This window comes from Microcoleus sp. B3-A4, from assembly GCF_036705385.1.
In the GTDB taxonomy this organism is placed as follows: Bacteria; Cyanobacteriota; Cyanobacteriia; order Cyanobacteriales; family Microcoleaceae; genus Microcoleus.
Genome location: NZ_JAUBUI010000006.1, coordinates 92,869 through 113,436, shown reverse-complemented (window position 1 = coordinate 113,436; position 20,568 = coordinate 92,869). Strand labels below are relative to the sequence as shown.

The window sequence follows — 20,568 nt, the reverse complement described above, 5'->3', positions numbered from 1 at the left end:
AAAGTAAGGGCGATCGCACTCTCAAGTGTGCGATCGCCCTCATTTTAATTTAGCCAAGTTTTTTAAAGCTTGTACAGGTTAATTCCAGCTTCCTTCGCCATGATTTCCAAACCCTTGTTTTGCAAGGTTTTAATCGCCTTTGTAGAAAGGTGCAATCTTACCCAGCGCTTCTCCTGCGGCCACCAAACCCGCTTCCACTGCAAATTGGCGTCTTGCAATTTGTGAGTGCGGTGGTGCGAGTGAGAAACTGCAAAACCGTTATTCGCCTTCTTTCCCGTTAGCTGACATTTCCGTGACATATTGCGCTCCAGATTACCGTTTTTTGCGTGCAGCCTTTTATTATATAGCAACAGCGCAGAACCCCCCTAGCCCCCCTTGTTAAAGGGGGGACAAAAAACACCCGATCGCCCGCTCAGCAATAGAAATAAACTCTTACTCCCCCCTTAGCAAGGGGGGGTTGGGGGGGGAATTACATTGCACGTTCAGTCAATTTTGTCAAGACTTGATTCGATCGCTCGACAAAATCTTTCATCCCTTCAGCATCGAAACCCTTCTGGGCCATCAAAGCCAAGTCGTAAACGTGGTGACAAATCATACTCGCCAACTGACTTGACGGAGACTCCCCGCCGCCTTGAATAATCGCACCCTGACTCAAACTCGCCAGATTTTGAATCAGCGGGTGAGAGGTATTCACCAGCAAAACGTGTTCTTCGGGGAATTCGGCGGCTTGCTGCTGCAAAAGCGCCGTCATGTCGCGCATCCGGCGCAAAGCTTCCGGCAAAAGTACGATCGCAGGTGGCGTCGCCTCCGCAGAGTCAGACTTCAAAGCTTCTGTGCGAATGTTCACTTTCGGCTTATTGAGAGCTTTTTGGAACATTTCTTTAACTTGTTCGCTGCGAGTTTTATTCGTCGCCGGATCGACAATTTCCGCTTCTTTCTCTTTGTCAATTAGCGTCTCGTCGATGTCGGAATCAACCCGGGAGAATTTAACATCTGAGTATTCTCTTTCCAAGAAGCTGATAAAGTGCGTGTCGATGAAAGAATCCATAAACAGCACTTCTAAACCTTGGCTTTTGTGCATTGCCACGTAAGTTGCTTGAGACGCCGGATCGGTACAATAAAACACGCGATTTTCGTGGCGTTTTTGATTGCGTTCCAAATACTCTTTTAGAGTCGTGTAAGGCTGCGTCGAAGTAGAAGTTTCAGACTTCGGAGTTACATCTTGCCACAAATCTCCTTCCTCAGTTTGCACCTGAACTTCTGGCGTTACAGTTTCTGGCTTCTCGGCTGTTGGTTCGTAGGTGCTGCGGTAGATTAAAATATCTTCGACTTGCTTTTTGAACTTGTCATCGTTGAGAGTTCCAAACTTGACAAAAGTGCCGATATCTTGCCAGCAGCGGATGTATTCGTCACGGTCGTCGCGGTAGAGTTCTTTCAGGCGATCGCCCACTTTTTTCGCAATATAATCAGCAATTCTCCGCACAGTGCGATTGCTTTGCAAAGAACTGCGAGAAACGTTCAGCGGAATGTCGGTACTGTCAATAACGCCCCGCAGCGGCATCAAGAATTTCGGGATAATTTCTTCGCAGTGGTCGCTGACAAAAACCTGGTTGCAGAATAGCTTAATATTGCCTTGGGTAACATCGACATCCGGGCGCAGTTTGGGAAAGTAAAGAATCCCGTTAACAATGAAAGGATAATCTGTATTCAGGTGTACCCACAGCAGCGGCTCGTCTTGGAACGGGTAAAGGTAGCGGTAGAGTTCCAAGTAATCTTCTTTTTGCAAATTGCTGGCTGAGTCCCGCCAAATTGCTTTGTGCTTGTTGAGTTCCTCTCCATCAAATTTGATGGGAACTGGCATGAAATCGCAGTAAGTTTTGATTAACTGCTTAATGCGAGTGGGTTCTAAATATTCTTCTTCTTCGTCTTGGAGGGTAAGAGTAATAGTAGTGCCGCGTTCCGTGCGGGAAGATTCTGATAGTTCAAAAGCGGGAGAACCGTCGCAAGACCAGTGTACTGCTTGGGAGCCTTCTTGGTAAGAAAGAGTATCAATCTCTACTTTCTTCGCCACCATGAAAGAAGAGTAGAAACCTAAACCGAAGTGACCAATGATTGCGTCGTCGCCACTGCCTTGGTATTTTTGAATAAATTCTTCTGCGCTGGAGAAAGCGACTTGGTTGATGTATTTTTTTACCTCATCGGGGGTCATGCCGATGCCGTTATCGGAAATTGAGAGGGTTTTGTTTTCTTTGTCGATCGCTATGTTGATTTGCGGTTCGCCCATGTCGCCGCCGTATTCGCCGGAACGGGAAACCATTTTGAGTTTGGCAATGGCATCGACGCCGTTAGAAATTAGTTCCCGCAAGAAGACTTCGTGGTCAGTGTATAGCGACTTCTTGATAATCGGGAAAATATTTTCGGTATGGATTGAGATTGTTCCCTGTTCTAAAACTGTCATAATTTTTCTCTCTGATGACTGCTAATTGCTTAGAAATAGCTATTTAATGATTTTCGGCGATCGTGTTCTCTTCTGCAAAAGGGATTACCACAAATAGATGATTCGGTTTTCCCCACATCTTGGACAATTCTCAATAAGCCTTTCACGGGCTGGCTAGAAAATCCCAACTCCTACTCCCCACAAGATAATTCACTTTTTGTGGAACAGGCCAGAAAGACCTGTTAAGCGAAGATCGTGCAAGATGTCAGTTTCCCTCACATAGTAGCTCACAAAGGCAACTGCAGGAGAAAGGTGCTGCCGGAACCCAATTCGCTGCGGGCGCTGAGGCTGCCGCGGTGGGCGCGGGCTATGGTTTGGGCGATCGCCAATCCCAGTCCCGAACCGCCGGTATGGCGCGATCGATCGCTGTTGACTCGGTAAAATCGATCGAATATTCGTTCTAAATCTGCCGCCGCCATCCCAATACCGGTATCTTGAACCTGAACGATCGCCTCTTGGTGGCTGCAATCTAAAATAACTGTTACTTTGCCGCCCGCCGGAGTGTATTGAATCGCATTAACAATTAAATTAGCAACTAAGCGATAAAGTTGGTCGGAATTGCCGACAACATTTAATTGCTGCTGCACTCGCACTTCGGATGTTAACGCTACCTTAGAAGCGATCGCCATTGCCGCCAATTCCTCGACTAAATCGCTCACCAAGTCATTCAAACAACACAATTGAGGGCGATCGCGTATCGCCTGATTATCCATGCGAGCCAGCAGCAGCAAATCAGCAACTAACTGAGTCAACCGTCGGTTTTGGCGATCGATCGTCCGCAAAATTTCCCGCGCTTCTTTTTCATCTAATTGAGGCGTCAACAGCGCCGATTCTACAGTCGCCTGCGAAGCCGCTAAAGGCGTCCGCAATTCGTGGGCTGCATCCGCTGTAAACTGTTGGATTTGTCGGTAGGAAGAATAAATCGGTTTCATGGCCAATCCTGCCAGCAACCAACTAGCAAAGCCTATCAAAATCAATGCTGTAGGCAATCCTAATTTCAAAACCCATTTCACTGTACTGAGATAATCATTGAAGTCTTGCAGGTTGCGCCCAACTTGAAAATACCCCCAATCTTGCTGTGTTTGGGTGTGTAGCGCTACAGAAATTTGGTGGTAAATATTGCCTTTGCTGTCAGTTATTGTTTGCCAGTATTGGGAGTTAAATTGTGGTGGTAATTCTTCGGGATAAGCGCCTGCTGTAGCAATTAATTTCCCGGAATAATCAAATAAACGAATATAGTAATAGCCTTGGTTGATCGCGCTTAAAATATGGCGGCTTGGCAACTGTTCTTTAATGCCTTTAACTCCAACTAGCCGGAGGTTGGGCAAAAGTTCGTTTACTATTGGCTCCAAGCGTCCGGGCTGCTGCAATTTGAGTTCTAGGCTGTCGTGTAGCGTCCCCGCTACCGATTCTAATTCCCGGTCTATGGCTACCCAGTGAGCGTGGGCGATCGCCTTGTATACCCCAAATCCTAACACGCTTAAAATCAAACCCATTACAGCCGCATAGGAAATGGCTAATTGCCAGCGAGTTCGATTAAATAGTTTATTTTGATTCATTTAAACTCAGATTTTATATAATTTGGAACGAAGGCCAACTGTTACAAATAAGGGTGCAATTTTACGTATGTAGTTGCGCTTCAGCGCTCTTAGCTAGCCCTGTCTGGCGTGTTAAATCTGAACCCGACCAAAAGCCGAAAACCCCTATTTCAACTTCCAATTTTTGAGACTTCAATCAAGGAAAATTGCTTGGGGGAGCTTGGACTCAGAATTAAAACGCTGAAACTTAGTAGGCTCGTTACTCACCTTGACCCGGCTAAGCGCTCTTAGCTTAGGAAAGAGCGCTGAAGCGCAACTACATACTTTTGTGCCAGTTGGCCTTAGTCCTATAATTGTTAAGAACAGGCAAGATGCCTGTTCCACAAAAATTAAATTTTATTGTGGGGGCGACCGGAGAAGCTGCCCTACTTTAATTTCTCATGCGGTATCCGACGCCGTGAACGGTTTCTATTAAATTCGCGCCGCCTACCGACTCAAGTTTGCGCCGCAGCAAGCGCACTTGAGCTGCTACCACATTGCTAAAGCTATCTGCACTCGCTTCCCATAGCTGATTCCGAATTTGGTCAGTCGTGATAATTTGGTTGGGATGTTTCATAAAGTATTCTAGCAGTTGAAACTCTTTGTTTGTTAAAGCAATTATCTGGCTGTTGCCACTTCGATCGAGATGGCACACAGTGCGTGTTCCGCAGTCCAAAACTAGATTTCCTACCTGTAGCTGTTGCGGTTGAATGTGGGGCGATCGCCTTTGCAAAGCCCGCAATCGTGCTAACAGTTCCGCCATCCCGAACGGTTTAACTAAGTAATCGTCAGCCCCGGCATCTAGTCCTGCAACTTTATCTTCCATTCGGTCTTTGGCTGTTAGCATCAAAACGGGCAGGGCGCTATTTTTAGCACGCAATCTCCGCAGCAGTTCCAATCCTGACAATCCTGGTAACAACCAGTCAAAAATAGCCAGGTTATATTGCGTCCACTGACTGTCTAAATATTCCCAAGCTTCACTGCCATCCAAAGCCCAATCAACTATATATTTTTCCTGCTTTAAAGTGCGATCGATCGCTTTCCCTAAATCTGGCTCATCTTCAACTAGCAAAACTCTCATAATTCTAATTTATAGCGGTAAATCCTTATACATTGTTAGCGATCGGCAGCATCTACCCCAACATTTAAGCTCACATACTGAGATGAAATCAGCATGAAATATTCTGAATTCGCAGAAAAAGAGAACAGTTGACAATGATTGACAACAAGCTAGTAATGTCTTATAATCAACCACGAGAAAATTTTTGAGAAAGTTTTTCAATAAGTATGACAGATTTATCCGATCGTCCCGCCATTAAAAAGGCAGGGCGCTGGAGTCGCCGCCAACTGCTACAGCTAGGAATAGCTGGTGCTGGGGTAGCGGGCGGCGCGATCGCACTTCAAAACTTGACTCGCAAACCGACATCAGTTGCGAGAATACCGCCCATCCCCGCAGATGCACTCACCGTCAGCAATATTAACCCGATGCAAATTGCGCGGGATTTTGATTACGGCACGGTGACGCGCGAAAACGGGCGCACGGTTCGGGAATTTCGCTTGGAAGCTAATACTTCGATCGTCCAACTTAACAGCGCCGTCGCTTTCAACACTTGGAACGTCAACAATCGAGTGCCGGGGCCAACATTGAGGGCAACTGAGGGCGATCGAATCCGCGTCATTTTTTATAACAAAGCCGGACATTCTCATTCGCTACACTTTCACGGCGTTCATACCAGCGACATGGATGGCGTTAAACCCGTGAAAAACGGTTCAGTATTTATTTATGAATTCGATGCCAATCCTTACGGATTGCATCTATATCACTGCCATATTGAACCCGTAACTCGCCATGTAGGTAAGGGACTATATGGAATGTTCATCATCGATCCGCCAAAACCCCGCCCTCCCGCCGATGAAATCTTGTTAATCATGGGAGGATACGACGTAAACGACGACGAAAAAAACGAACTATACGCTTTTAACGGGTTGCCCAATTATTACATGAACAACCCGATCCCTATTTACCGAAATCAGCTAATCCGGCTGTACGTTCTTAACCTGATTGAGTACGAACAGGCCGTGACCTTTCACCTGCACGCCAACTTTTTTGACGTATATCGCACGGGAATGACTTTAACTCCCAGTGAAAGAACCGATGTAATCACAATGGGAGTAGCTGAACGGCATATTTTAGAATTTACCTACGGCTACGCTGGAAAATTTATGTTTCATCCCCATCAAGATGCGATCGCCGAAGCTGGCTGCATGGGTGTATTTGAAGTCATCACTTAAACCACATCCTGCTACCAGGGTGCACCGATTCAAATAAAGTATGAAATTATTTGACAAGCTCGATCGCAAATAGGTAGAATGAATAGCTCGCAAATAATTGAGAATTATTCTTAATAACTTGTGAAACCAAATGCACATAACGTAAAAATTAGCAACTGCCATGTTATCCACATTTCGTTTATTACCTAGAGTCACTGCTACAGCCATCCTCGTTGCTCTAGCTGGTTGCGCTTCCCCCACAGCCAGCAACACCGACAGCACACCCTCACCCGCTGCTACAGCCAGTCCCGCCTCCACAAGCGGTCACAGCGGGCATCACGGCGGCAAAGGCGGCATCAACATCAATACTGCCATTCTTTCAGAGTTAGATAAACTCGAAGCCAAGTTAGGAGTGCCGGCACTTTCTAACAAAATTCAAGCCAGCCGCCCTTACGGAAAAGTCGAAGAATTGGTTTCAAAAAATGTCATTACTCAAGCGCAATTCGACCAAATCAAAGACTTGGTAACTATTGAAAATGTGGTGCTGACAGGCGAAGCCAAAGATGTAGATTACATGACTAAACTTGGCTTGATGAAAGGGCATCTTTTCGTAGCCCAAGAGCTCTTAGATCAAGGCAAACCCGACCAGGCAGAACCGCACATCGGGCATCCAGTCGAAGAAATTTATGCCGATGTGGAAGATCAGCTAAACGAGCGTAAAATTCCTGAATTTAAGGCTACTTTAATTAAATTGCAAGATTTAGTTAAAGCGGGTGCAAAAGATCCGGCTCAAGTGAAGGCGGAATTTACCACATCAATGCAAGCAGTTGATGGAGCAATTGCCGCCCTTCCCGAAACGCAGCGAAAAGATCCGAAATTCGTGCTGCAAGTGATTAACGGCTTGTTGGATACAGCTAATTCCGAATACGGAGCGGCAGTTGCTAACGGCAAAATTTCCGCAATAATTGAATACCAAGATTCGCGGGGTTTTGTCATGTACGCGGAAAGCCTGTACAAAGATATCGCCGCTCAAGTGGCTAAAACCAGCCCGGAAATTGACAAAGCAATTGTTGCCAACATGACTGAACTTAAGGCAAATTGGCCAACTGCGATCGCGCCGGCGGCCCCCGTAAAAACCACCGAACAAGTCAACCAGCTAGTTAAAGCCATCGAAAGCGACAGCCAAAAAGTTGTCAAACCCGCATCTTAAAAAAGTTAACTCAAACCGCCAACGGTAATTGGTAAAACAAATTACCAATTACCTCCAGATATTACCTCAACTAAAAAGATGAATTTTAGCGAAGCATTGCCCACCTTTGTAATTACTCTCCGCGAAGGAGTCGAAGCCGCCTTAGTTGTCGGAATCGTTCTCGCTTGCCTCAAAAAGTCGGGACAAAGCTATTTAAGCCCTTGGGTTTTTGGGGGTGTTGGGCTTGGACTTATTGCCAGCGCTTTGATAGGTGTACTTTTGGTCTGGACGATGCAAATTTTGTCCGCATCCAATCAGCCTTTTGCACCGATTATGGAATTGCTGCTAGAAGCAATCTTTGGGCTGATAGCGATCGCAATGCTGAGCTGGATGCTGATTTGGATGACCAAGCAAGCGCGATTTATGAAAGCCGAAGTTGAAGGCGCTGTAAGTGCTGCTTTAACGCAAAACTCTCATGCTGGTTGGGGCGTATTTAGTTTAGTTTTTATTGCCGTTTTGCGCGAAGGGTTTGAAACTGTTTTGTTTGTCGTCGCCAAGTTTCAACAAGGCATTATTCCAGCCCTCGGCGCTTTGGGCGGCATTCTCTCAGCCACCGGACTTGGTGTCCTGCTGTTTAAATGGGGAATCAAAATTAATATCCGCCTGTTTTTCAAATATATGGGCATTTTATTGCTCTTCATTGTAGCAGGCTTAGTGGTATCTACTTTGGGACTTTTTGACAGCGCGGTGAATATTTTATCGCAAACAAATCGCGAATCAGCAGCACTGTGTTTCTATTACGAAAGATTTACTAAAATCCACTCTTGCATTCTCGGGCCGATGGTCTGGAATACCTCGCAACTGCTTCCCGAAGACAAGTTTCCAGGTTTGTTGTTAAGTGCGCTGTTTGGCTACACGGATAAGCTCTATGTCGTGCAGGCGATCGCTTATTTCGTCTTTTTAATTACCGTCGGTGGCATCTACTTCCAAAGTTTGGCAGGTCGAGTGTTTTTCCCATTCAAAAAAACCCAGGCAAGTAAATAGGAAATTAAGTGCGATCGAAATACGATCGGCTTTTTAGTCTGAACTTGCCCCTGCAAATATACTTACACAAGCTCAAAAGCCTCTCATCAGAAAGGTTTCAATTGTTGAGTAAAAAATTGTGTACCCATGTAGATGATTGATATCTGTTTGTAATCGGCAATTATATTGAATCTACAACAATTGAGCGCGAGATCCTGCATCAGCTATTGCTGATAAATGGGTACAAATTTTCAGCTCAACAGTTGCATCCTTTGTTGAGTAATAGTTTTAGGAATGTTAGTACATTTGTATGGGGGAAGTCCAGTCTATTGGTGGCCGGAGGCAAAAGTTTAATCATCGTTAATCGACCGGACATGATATAAGGTGGCGATCGCATCGCATCTAGTATCCCGCGCTCACCCAGTCTCTTAGAGAACCCAAATGGGTTCTCTATTTACCCCCATAAGCATGGATCTATCCACCGCCGATTCCAACCGTAAGCGGCAGATCACAAATGAGTTTCTGCCTGAGCCTTATCTAAGCAAGCTTTCAATTTTTCGGCTAGCACCTGTACATGAGGTTCTTGTAACATACCAAGGTGGGTACCAGGAACTTCATGGAATTCTAATCCTCCAGCAGCAAGTTCGCCCCAGCCCAATAGAGGATCTGCGTAAGAGCTTACACCGATAATCTGATCTGTAGACCGGAAAAGGGCTACTTGACCAGGGTAGACTTGCGGTACATAGTTTCTTGATGCCTGAATGTTTTCCTGTTGAAAAGTGAAGTCTTGAAGATCCTTAGGCAAGGGTCGTCCGATACCTCTGTAAAACTTGCAGCCAATCTCGTTGAGGCTATGATTAAGCTTATCGTTGAAGATCTGGATTTTCCCCTTCACGTTATCCTTCGCCTTCTTTAAAACATATGTTGGTCCGAGTTGTAAAAAGTTACTCCAGTGAGCAGAGAGCTGCTCTCTGCTTGATATTGGTTTGAGTGCCTCTGAAGTGTGTGTATCCAATAAGGCTAGTAGAGCTACCTTTTGGCCTTGCGCGACTAGCTGCTGAGCCATATCGAAGGCTACACTGCCGCCAAAAGACACGCCTGCCAGAAAATAAGGTCCCTCGGGCTGGAGAATCCGCATTTCTTTTATATAGTGAGCGGCTAAGTCCTCAACGCGATTGGGGGGAGCATATTTTTTATCCATAATTTGTGCGGCTAGTCCATAAAGGGGTTGTTCTAGACCCAAATGATGTGCCAAAGGACGGTAGAATTTGAGACCTCTGCCAAGCACATGGATACAGAATAGAGGCGGTTTGGAACCCTTAGGTTGAATCACTATCAGTGAGGAACAAGGCGATGACAATCCAGACTGATTCAGAAGGTTAGTTGCACTCTCAAGCTTTATTGTTGATTTGTTATGTTCTGAACTATCGCCTTCTTGGCTGAAAATGCTAGCTAGTTCCTCAATAGTCGGTGCTTGGAAGAGTTTAGCCAGAGGGAGATTTCTGCCCAATTTCTTCTCGATTTGTGCGAATAGACGTGCCGCCAACATGGAGTGTCCTCCCAAGTCAAAAAAGTTGTCTTTCACGCTGATGGGGTGGACACCTAAAACTTTTTCCCAAATCTGTGTGAGCTGGAGTTCTAATTCATTGCGGGGAGCTACAAACGTTTCTTCTGGCTCTTTCCTGATTTGGTCGGGTGCTGGTAAGGCGCGGCGGTCTACTTTGCCGTTGGGAGTCAGGGGCAAAGCCTCTAGAAGTACGAAAGCTCCAGGCACCATATAGTCGGGCAGTTTCTGCTTGAGGAAGCGGCGCACTTCATCGATTGTGGATGCTTGCTCTTGGTGGGAAACGATGTAGGCGACTAAGCTTTTGTTGCCGGAGATATCTTTTCTAGCTGTGACTACGGTTTCTTTCACAGTAGGGTGTTGTGCCAGCACCGCTTCAATTTCTCCCAGTTCGATGCGAAAGCCGCGAATTTTCACCTGATTATCGATGCGACCGAGAAACTCGATGTTGCCATTGGGGAGGTAACGGGCTAGGTCATTGGTTTTATAGAGGCGTGTTCCTGGTTCATCACTAAAAGGGTTTTGGAGAAATTTCTCTTCGGTCAAGTCTGGGCGGTTGAGGTAGCCTCGGGCTAAGCCGTCGCCGCCGATGTACAACTCGCCGGGAACTCCGATGGGGACAGGCTGTAGGTGGCTATCCAACAGATAAACCTGGGTATTGGTAATGGGGCGTCCAATGGGGACGGAGTTACCGAGTTGGTCAGGCTCTATTATTGGGTAGCAGCAGGTGAACGTCGTGTTCTCGGTTGGACCATAACCGTTGATTAGCTTACAGTCTCCTATTTTTTGGAGAAATTTCTGGACATGGGGAACAGATAAAACATCACCACCAGCCAAGAGTTGACGCAAGGGCTTTAAATCCTCCAGTCGCTCATCCACCATTAGGTGAAACAGACCCGCTGTGAGCCACAGAGTTGTGATTTGGTATTGCTGGATAACTTGTCCCAACTCTTCCAGGGATGGCGTATGGGGGGGAAATATCACCAGCCGCGCACCGTTAAGTAGGCTACCCCAAATTTCCAACGTTGAGGCGTCGAAGGAGATGGGAGCTAGCTGTAGGAAGACTTCTTCTGCTGCTAGGTTGGCATAGTTGGCTCCTTTGACTAACCGCACTACACCTCGATGGATGACGCTAACACCTTTGGGTCTGCCTGTAGAACCGGAGGTATACATTACATAGGCTAGGTTGCCAGCCGTCACGCTGCTAATGGGGTTTTCCCGGCTCTCTCGGTTAATGGCGTCCCAGTCAGTGTCTAGGCAGACTACTTTGGCTCGATGTGAGGGAAGTTTCTCAACCTGCGGCTGTTGGGTCAATAGGACTGGGACTTGGGCATCCTCCAGCATGAAGGTGAGACGCTCTTGCGGATATGCCGGGTCTAGTGGTAAGTAGGCTGCACCGGCTTTGAGGATGCCTAGGAGTCCTACTAATATATCTAGCGATCGCTCCACACAAATCCCCACGCATGTCTCTGGTCCTACCCCCAGCCCTTGCAGGTGGTGTGCTAATTGATTGGCACGGTGATTTAGCTCTCGGTAGGTAAGTTGCTCGCTTCCAAAGACTGCGGCAACAGCGTTAGGAGTTTGCTCGGCTTGGGCTTCAAATAAGTTATGAATACAGGTGTTACTTGGGTAATCTGTTTGGGTGTTATTCCACTCCACCAGCAACTGATGTTGTTCGGCTGCTGTCAACAGCGGTAAGTCTGAGAGACGCTGTTGAGGGTTGGCGACAATGCCTTCCAGTAAGGTCTGGAAATTCCCCAGCATCCGAGTAATGGTGGCGGCGTTGAAGAGGTCGGTGTTGTATTCCAACGAGGCTCTCAGTCCTTGCGCCGTCTCCATTATGAATAGGGTTAGATCGAATTTCGCCGTTCCACTGTCAATATTCAGGGAGTTGACGGTCAAACCTGGTAACTCCAAGGCGGAGGTTGGAGTGTTCTGTAGAACGAACATCACCTGGAACAGCGGCGTGCGGCTTCGGTCTCGTTCGGGCTGTAGTTCTTCTACGAGTTTTTCAAAGGGTAGGTCTTGGTGGGCATAGGCTCCTAAAGCGACCTCGCGTACTCGACCTAGCAGTTCTTGGAAACTTGGGTTGCCACTGAGGTAGGTACGCAGGGCTAGGGTATTAACAAAAAATCCAATCAGACCCTCGGCTTCCACTTGGTTGCGACCGGCGATTGGAGTGCCTACGATAATGTCTTCTTGCCCGGTATAGCGGTAGAGTAATGTCTGGAATGCTGCTAACAGGGTCATGAACAGAGTGCCCCGCTCCTGCTGGCTCAGGTCTTTGAGTGCCTGGGTTAGGTTTTTCGGTAGCTCCAGAGATTGGTACCCACCCTGATAGGTCTGAACTGGTGGGCGCGGGTAGTCAGTGGGCAGTTGTAGTATGGGCAGGCTGCCATTTAGCTGCTGTTTCCAGTAGTCTCGCTGAGACTCTAGGACTTCACCCTGTAGCCACTCGCGCTGCCAGTGGGCAAAATCAGCATATTGGATGGGCAGTTCGGGGAGGGGTGAGGGCTTGCCACTGGAGAAGGCGTCGTAGAGCGCTGCCAGTTCCCGTAAGAAAATATCGTAGGACCAGCCATCATAAACAATGTGGTGCATGGTCACGAGCAGCATATGTTCCGCTTCTTCCACGCGCAGAAGTTGGACGCGAAATAATGGCCCAGTCGCTAGGTCGAAGAATTGTTGAGCCTCCTCGGTGGCAAGGCGTTGAGCTTCAGAAAGCCCTTGGTCTGGAGGAAGTTCCCTCAGGTCTATTACTGGCAGTTTTAAAGCTGTATGTAGGGAGATGACTTGCTTGGGTTGCCCATCCACAGAGGGGAAAGTGGTTCTGAGGACTTCATGGCGTCGGACAATTTCACTCAGGCTCTGCGAGAGTGCGGTTACGTTGAGTAGACCGGTTAAGCGAAAGGCAGCAGGTATGTTATAAGCAGGACTCTCTGGTTCCAATTGAGCGAGTAACCAGAGTCTAGCTTGAGCAAATGAGAGGGGGAGGTTTTCGTCCCTTGGGACAGGCAATATGGGCGAAAGATTGGAATTGCTGGCAGCATTAGCCTTGTGCAGAAATGCGAGGATTTCTGCTTTGCGCTCTTTTAGCTCTTGCAGCAGGGCGGGTGTCAGTGTTTCTTTGGGAGCTTTATAACGCAAGCGATCGCCTTCGTTCCATAGCTTCACGTCTAGACAGCGAAGCTCAGACAAAAACTCATCAATCGTTTTCATAGTTCTCCCTCTTCATAATCACCCATTGTGTCGCTCTCATGAGCTTGTAATTCTTGCACTGCCCAACGAACTGTCTCAAGGCGAGTGCCTAAGTCAGCCACGGTAGGTGCTTCAAATAAAGTACGCACGGGCAGTTCCACTCCGAAGGCTTGGCGCAAGCGAGAAATAACTTGGGTAGCCAGCAGGGAATGTCCCCCCAATTCAAAAAAGTTGTCGTGGATGCCGACCTGCTCCAGTCTTAGGACTTCAGCCCAGATATCAACTAGCTGCTGCTCGATCGGGCTGCGAGGAGCCACAAACGTTACTGACTGGTCGGGTCGTGACTGGTCAGGCGCTGGTAGAGCGCGGCGGTCTACTTTGCCGTTAGGGGTCAGGGGCAGGGCATCTAGCAATACGAAGGCTGATGGCACCATGTAGTCAGGCAGTTTCTGCTTGAGGAAGCGGCGCAGTTCATCGATGGTGGGTGTCTGCTCTGGGTTGGGTACGACATAGGCTACTAGACGTTTGTCGCCGGGGATGTCTTCTCTAGCTATGACTGTGGTTTCTCGCACGGTGGGGTGTTGGAGGAGTGTTGACTCAACCTCGCCCTGTTCGATGCGGAAGCCGCGAATCTTTACCTGATGGTCGAGGCGACCGAGAAACTCAATATTGCCGTCGCTTAGGTAGCGGGCTAAGTCCCCAGTTTTGTAAAGGCGTTGCCCAGGTTCAGCGCTAAAGGGGTTAGGGATGAACTTCTGGTTGGTTAACTCCGGGCGGTTGAGGTAGCCTCGGGCGATGCCTGCGCCGCCGATATAGATCTCGCCCGGTACACCAATGGGAACAGGACTCAAATATTTATCCAGCAGATATATCTGCATATTTGCAATGGGGCGACCAATCGGAACCTGTGTTGTGAGTCCCGAAGGCTGACAATGATATACACTGCTCCAAACCGTTCCTTCTGTTGGACCGTATTCGTTGAACAAAGATGTGTGAGCCAGCAGCTTAGTATGGCGTTCAACCAACTCTCTGGAACAGGGTTCGCCTGCCACAATAACACTACGAAGACAAGTGAGCTGTTGTGGTTCCGCTTGCTCCAATATCAGGCTATAGAGAGATGGAAGACTCAATAAATGCGATATTTGATGTTGAGCGATGAACTTTGTAAGCTGTAACAGCTCTTGTTGGAACTTATCTGGCGGTAGTACAAGGATGCCTCCCTGGCACAATGTCCAAAAGATGCCCGCGATCGAACTGTCAAAGCCAAACGACGAAAGTAATAGGAAACTGGTGACGGGTTCGCTGTAATAAGAAATACGAGCACTGGTGGAGTGGACTAGGTTTTGATGGGTTACCAACACTCCTTTTGGTTTCCCTGTAGAACCAGATGTGTAGATTGTGTAAGCCAGGTTATCGGCCGTCACGCGGATGACAGGTTTTTCCTCGCTCTCTTGGGCGATTACTTCCCAGTCGGTGTCCAAGCAGAAACGCTGTGCTTTGTACTCGGAAAAACCTGCGATTAGCTTCTGTTGGGTTAATAGCACCGACACCTGGGCATCTTCCAGCATGAAGGCTAGACGATCCTGGGGATACGATGGGTCTAACGGCAAATAAGCCCCACCAGCCTTGAGAATGCCTAGGAGTCCTACGATCATCTCTAGCGATCGCTCTACACAAATTCCGACCAGCATTTCTGGTTCCACACCCAATTTTTGCAGGTGGTGTGCTAGTTGATTGGCACGATAATTGAGCTGCTGGTAGGTTAATTGCTCGTTTTCAAAGACTACTGCAACGGCGTTAGGAGTTCGCTCTACTTGGGCTTCAAATAACTGATGGATACAGGTTTGATTGGGGTAATCTGTCTGGGTGTTATTCCACTCCACTAGCAGTTGATGCTGTTGGGCTGCACTCAACAGGGGTAAGCCCCAGAGGCGCTGTTCTGGATTGGCGACGATACCTTCCACCAAGGTCTGAAAATGGTTCGCCATCCGGGTGATAGTGAGGGTGTCGAACAAGTCTGTGTTGTATTCAAACCAGCCCCTGATACCCTCGGCACTCTCTTCTAGTTCGAGGGTTAAATCAAACTTTGCTGTGCCGTTATGGACTTCCAGAGGGGTTAGACTTAGACCCCGAAACTCCAAAGCCGATATCGGGGCATTCTGGAGAACAAACATCACCTGAAACAGGGGGTTACGGCTCAAATCCCGTTCTAGTTGCAGTTCCTCTACCAACTTCTCGAAAGGCAAATCCTGGTGAGCATAGGCTCCCAAAGCCACTTCACGCACCCGACCTAGCAATTCCCGGAAACTTGGCTCGCCTGAAAGCTCAGTTGGTAGCACCAAAGTATTGACAAAAAATCCAATCAACCCTTCGATTTCAACGCGGTTGCGATTAGCAATGGGAGAACCAACAATAACGTCTTCCTGACCTGTATATCGGTAGAGCAGTATCTGGAAGACCGCCAGTAAGGTCATAAACAAAGTAACGCCTTCCTGCTGCGAGAGCGCTTTGAGGGCATCGGAACTTTTCTTAGGCAGTTCCAGAGATTGCCTTGCACCTCGATAAGTTTGAACTGGAGGTCGGGGGCGATCGGTGGGCAACTCCAGCACGGGCAACTGACCACCTAGATGCCGCTTCCAGTAGTTAAGTTGAACCTCCAACACCTCACCGACGAGCCACTCGTTCTGCCAGACACCAAAGTCAGCATATTGGATAGGTAGTTCAGGCAATGACGAGGACTTCTCAGTGGAAAAAGCTTCATAAAGCGCCGTCAACTCCCGCATAAACACACCAAGAGACCAGCCGTCGGAGACGATGTGGTGCATGGTCAACAGGAGGCAATATTCCTCCTGTCCCAGGTGCAAGAGTTTGACGCGAAACAATTGTTCATTAACCAAGTCAAAGGGGCGCTGAGCTTCCTCAGCAGCTAACCGTTGAGCTTCCGCCTCCCGTTCAGTCTCAGGAAGTTTCCGGAGGTCTACTATCGGCAACAGCAAGGTAACAGCCGGATGAATGACCTGAATTGGCTGCCCGTTCACAGCACTAAAGGTAGTCCGTAGAGCTTCGTGACGCCTCACAATTTCACTTAAGCTCTGCTCTAGTGCCGTCACGTTGAGCGAACCTTTCAAGCGAAGAGCGTTGGGGAGGTTGTATAGGGGTGTCCCAGACATCAATTGGTCGAGGAACCACAGCCGCTGCTGAGCAAAGGACAGAGGCAGGTCTCCCTCCCGTGAGATGGGACTAATGGGCAGAGCCTGTAGACTGCCTTTTTCGGCTCGGCTGGCTGTCTCGACGCTCTTGGCCAAGCCAGCTAGGGTGGGTTCTTCAAAGAGAGTATGCAGGGGGAGTTCCACTCCGAAAGCTTCGCGCACGCGAGAAATGACTTGGGTAGCTAGTAAGGAATGTCCCCCCAACTCAAAGAAGTTGTCGTGAATGCTAACTTGCTCGATGCCTAGGACACTTGCCCAGATGGCAACTAGTCTTTCTTCAATCGGACTTCGAGGAGCTGTAAAATTATCGTCTATCTCACGTAGTAATTTTGGTGTCGGTAAGGCGCGACGGTCTACTTTACCGCTAGGTGTAAGTGGTAGGGCATCCAAACTTACAAACACCCCAGGAATCATGTATTCTGGCAGTTTTTCCTTCAGGAAATTGCGTAGTTGGCTGTTTGTTGTTGCAGACTGATGATGAGATACTATGTATGCTGCTAAATACTTGCGACCAGGAACATCTTCCCTCGCTACGACTGCGGTTTCTTGGATTGCTGGATATTGTGCGATCGCAGTTTCAATCTCCCCTAATTCTATGCGGAAGCCACGAACCTTGACTTGATTATCAATCCTTCCCAAGTACTCTATATTGCTATCGGGTAAGTAACGCGCTAAGTCTCCAGTTTTATATAAACGCTCTTCTAAATCTTCACTGAAAGGATTTGCAATAAATTTTTCTGCGGTTAACTCTGTACGGTTCAAATAGCCTTGTGCTAAACCAACACCACCGATATGTAATTCACCTGCAACACCTATAGGTACAGGTTGAAGATGGGTATCAAGTAAATATATTTGCACATTGTCAATAGGACGACCAATAGGAGGCAGCGTTGACCAATTTTCAGGATAACCTGTAAGTTGATAAGCCGTCACTACATGACTTTCCGATGGTCCATAATGATTGTGCAAAGTACAATAAGGGATTTTGCTTAACCAATTCTTTAGCTGTCTAGTCATCTGCAACTGTTCACCAGCAGTAATAATTTCACGCAGACTTATAGTAACTAAATCTTGACTCTCAGCAACTTCAGCTAATTGTTGTAGTGCTACAAAGGGTAAAAATAATCGTTCAATTTCTTGCTCTTGAAGGAAACTTAATAACCTGAAAGGATCGCGGCGCATTTCATCCGAGATTAAAACTAATGTTCCTCCTGCACACCATGTAGAAAAAATTTCTTGGAAAGAAACATCAAAGCTAATCGGAGTAAATTGGAGAGTTTTTCCCTTCTGTACAGTTGAGCTTTTTAGTTGCCAGATCAACAGATTAGTGAGGCAACTTTGGCTCATGGCTACACCTTTCGGTTGACCTGTAGAACCAGAAGTATAAATGACATACGCTAAGTTGTTCGGCGTAACTGGATTAACAACTTTTTCTTCACTTTGTTGAGCTATATTTTCCCGGTTAGTATCTAGACAAATAATTTGCTGCTTAGAAATTGTGAGGTTAGGTAATCCTGTTAACAACTTTTCTTGGGTTAACAGTATTTGCACCCCAGCATCTTCTAGCATGAAAGCAATGCGTTCTTTTGGAAAAGCTGGATCTAAAGGCAGGTATGCACCACCTGCCTTAATAATACCCAGCAATCCCACTACCATTTCTAGAGAACGCTCTAGGCAAATTCCCACGGTTACTTCGGGTTTTACACCCAAATTTTGCAGGTGATGGGCGAGTTGATTGGCGCGGTGATTTAGCTGTTGGTAGGTGAGTTGTTCGTTGTCAAAGACTACGGCAGTGGCGTTGGGACTGCGTTCGACTTGGGCTTCAAATAATTGATGGATGCAGGTATTGTTGGGGTAATCTGTCTGGGTGTTATTCCACTCCACCAGAAGTTTGTGACGCTCCTGCTCAGATAGCAGGGGAATGTAGGCAACGCGCCCTTTGGGGCAAGTTACAATACCTTGCAAAAAAGTAGTAAACTGATCCAACATCCTGGCTATGCTGTCACCATCTAATGCTTCGGTGTTATAGAGCCAACAGCATTCTTTCCCCTCTGACGGAATGACCAGGGTCAACTCATTCCCCAACCCAGCTTGGTGATTTTCTAGTTTTTCTACCCGTTCTACGACCACCGGAAACATCGGCTCACGACTCAGCTCAGGCAATGAACGAAGAGCCGGATACCTAGCTACGACATCACGCGCATAAGTTTTGTGAAGTTTTGTCAACTCCCATTGCTTCCTAAAAGCTGCAAAAACTTCCTCAAAACTTTGCTCGTAGTCTATATCTACGCGACAAGGAACAATTGAGGCAAAAAAGCTTTCCAGTCCTATCAACTCCCGTTGCAGCTCAACATCCCTAAATCCGATATCGAAACATCCAGTTCCTCCAATACGGCCCAGATAAGTGGCAAAAGCAGCAAACAGGAAGTCGCTCTGATTCCAATCGGGATGGCGCTCCTCCAAGAAGGTTGTGACCTCATGCGGTATGGACATCTTTACACTTGTGTACTGCTTCTGTTCCAAGTGTGATGCCATCGGATCTGCATAGGGAACCGTAATTGGCTGTAACGTCGCCAGCTTCTCTACCCAGAAAGCCTCGTGCTGAGCAATTAACCCATCCAACCTCTCAATACGCCTCGCCCTATCTGGCTCGATGTCCTTAAACTGATACCCAACTTGCAGTCCAAATCTCTCGACCCAATCAGGAATCGATAGCGCTTGACCATCGATGGTCAGCACTTGGTGCAGCGCTACCTCGTAACTTGCTGTAGAAACCGTCAAGAAGCTGGATTCAATCGCCGTGATTGTTCCGGGAGACGACTTAGACAGGTCATCTTTAACTTCGAGTTTGGGGATAACGATCAAGTCGCTCCCTATAGCCAACTTCGCCACACCAAGGGCATTGGGGTAGGAACCAAAGTCCAATGCCCGAATGTCGGCATCCATATCATAGGCACAACGATTGAACGAGAGTACACCTCCAGCAAAAAGTCTTTTTGAGTGTCCCAAATAGGTTCGCTCATCCAGATTTTGCTTGTTCGATAAGGCTTGACCACTTGAGATCTCATCAACTAACTCTTCAAACGCACGAATTGCCGCTTCATGACATTTCCCATTGAGAGAAAAAGCCGTATCGTCATCAGCAATATCGATAGCAACCTGCTTCAGGATATCGCCGCCCTCAACCGAATCGCTCATCACATACCACGTCACCCCATGAGTCTTCTCCCGGTGCATCAAAGCCCAAGAGGTAGCATTGAGTCCCGCATACTTCGGCAGTGGGGCATCATGGTAGTCGATCGCTAACTGGCGCGGCAACTCCAAAATTTCTTTGGTTAATAGCGACCTGTTGACAATGTTGAATAGGTAATCAAAAGGCTGTTGTCTTAAAAATGGTATGAGATTATCTGTTGGCTGGATGTGAGGTATGTCCTTTGCCTTCGCCCAGCTACTTATCGATGTATCAAGGGAGATGACACCGAAAATCTGATGACCCCGCTCTAAAAGAAGTTCAGCACATTGAATAAGTAAAGTTCCTTCTCCAATAAGAAAGCAACTAAATTGATTCTGAATATACATATTTGTATTGCTTATAGTTTTAGCCACTCAATTCACCAGTGTTTACTACGGGGTCTTTCCACGGCATAGCAAATTACTTCATTCCTTTGATACTTATTCTCTGTTTCAGGAATGAAATAGTTCGCCACACGCTCTAGAAGCTTTGTTAGCTAATTTTAGATTTTTTTAAGTAGCTAGGTTGACATCATCACTCATAATTCGCGCTCTAACCCCAGTCCGTCAGCTTTGCCATTGCCACAGGCTAGCCTAGCGATGCACCCGATCCCCGTGATACCCATCATAAACCATCGCTGCCTAGCCCTGTCAAGGTGCGATCGAACTCCAGCCCAGTCCGCGATGGTTCCTGACGGGCAATTGTCAGCGGAGTTTTAACCTGGACTTCCCCGATACAAATGTACTAACAGTCCTAAAACTCTAACTCCACAAAGGATGCAACTGTTGAGCTTAAAGTTTGTACCCCT

The 20,568-nt window shown here is 47.4% G+C and carries 9 protein-coding genes; 3 read left to right on the top strand and 6 right to left on the bottom strand.

Annotated elements, in window-relative coordinates; translation table 11 throughout:
- Positions 1–62: 62 nt before the first annotated feature.
- The 4 genes from rpmB to rppA form a co-directional block, all read right to left on the bottom strand.
- The gene (gene rpmB / locus QUB33_RS05095; RefSeq protein WP_015177569.1) at positions 63–299 is read right to left on the bottom strand and encodes a 50S ribosomal protein L28; all 237 of its coding nucleotides are present in this window, start codon (positions 297–299) and stop codon (positions 63–65) included.
- A gap of 170 nt (positions 300–469) precedes the next feature.
- On the bottom strand, positions 470–2,458 hold the full coding sequence (htpG, locus tag QUB33_RS05090) for a molecular chaperone HtpG (protein WP_333348132.1): 1,989 nt from the start codon (positions 2,456–2,458) through the stop codon (positions 470–472).
- 266 nt (positions 2,459–2,724) lie between these two features.
- The gene (gene rppB / locus QUB33_RS05085; RefSeq protein WP_333348128.1) at positions 2,725–4,056 is read right to left on the bottom strand and encodes a two-component system sensor histidine kinase RppB; all 1,332 of its coding nucleotides are present in this window, start codon (positions 4,054–4,056) and stop codon (positions 2,725–2,727) included.
- 409 nt (positions 4,057–4,465) lie between these two features.
- Positions 4,466–5,155, bottom strand: coding sequence for a two-component system response regulator RppA (rppA, locus tag QUB33_RS05080; protein WP_333348125.1), 690 nt, complete (start codon positions 5,153–5,155; stop codon positions 4,466–4,468).
- A 206-nt stretch (positions 5,156–5,361) separates the two neighbouring features.
- On the opposite strand from rppA, the gene QUB33_RS05075 reads away from it, so the two are divergent.
- From QUB33_RS05075 to QUB33_RS05065, 3 genes are all read left to right on the top strand, one after another.
- Complete coding sequence (locus QUB33_RS05075) at positions 5,362–6,366, top strand: multicopper oxidase domain-containing protein (protein WP_333348121.1); 1,005 nt, start codon at positions 5,362–5,364, stop codon at positions 6,364–6,366.
- 160 nt (positions 6,367–6,526) lie between these two features.
- Positions 6,527–7,555: a helix-hairpin-helix domain-containing protein gene (locus tag QUB33_RS05070; RefSeq protein WP_333348117.1), complete on the top strand. Its 1,029-nt coding sequence runs from the start codon at positions 6,527–6,529 to the stop codon at positions 7,553–7,555.
- Positions 7,556–7,633: 78 nt separating this feature from the next.
- Entirely contained in the window at positions 7,634–8,578 is a 945-nt protein-coding gene (locus QUB33_RS05065; RefSeq protein ID WP_333348114.1) for an FTR1 family protein, read from the top strand.
- Between the two features lie 487 nt (positions 8,579–9,065).
- On the opposite strand, the gene QUB33_RS05060 is transcribed toward QUB33_RS05065, so the two are convergent.
- Both QUB33_RS05060 and QUB33_RS05055 read right to left on the bottom strand, forming a co-directional pair.
- Positions 9,066–13,340 carry an amino acid adenylation domain-containing protein gene (locus QUB33_RS05060; RefSeq protein WP_333348111.1) on the bottom strand — a complete coding sequence of 1,425 codons (4,275 nt, stop codon included), beginning with the start codon at positions 13,338–13,340 and terminating at the stop codon, positions 9,066–9,068.
- Complete coding sequence (locus tag QUB33_RS05055) at positions 13,337–20,107, bottom strand: amino acid adenylation domain-containing protein (RefSeq protein ID WP_445299506.1); 6,771 nt, start codon at positions 20,105–20,107, stop codon at positions 13,337–13,339. The genes QUB33_RS05060 and QUB33_RS05055 overlap by 4 nt, the downstream gene beginning before the upstream one ends.
- Positions 20,108–20,568 lie beyond the last annotated feature (461 nt).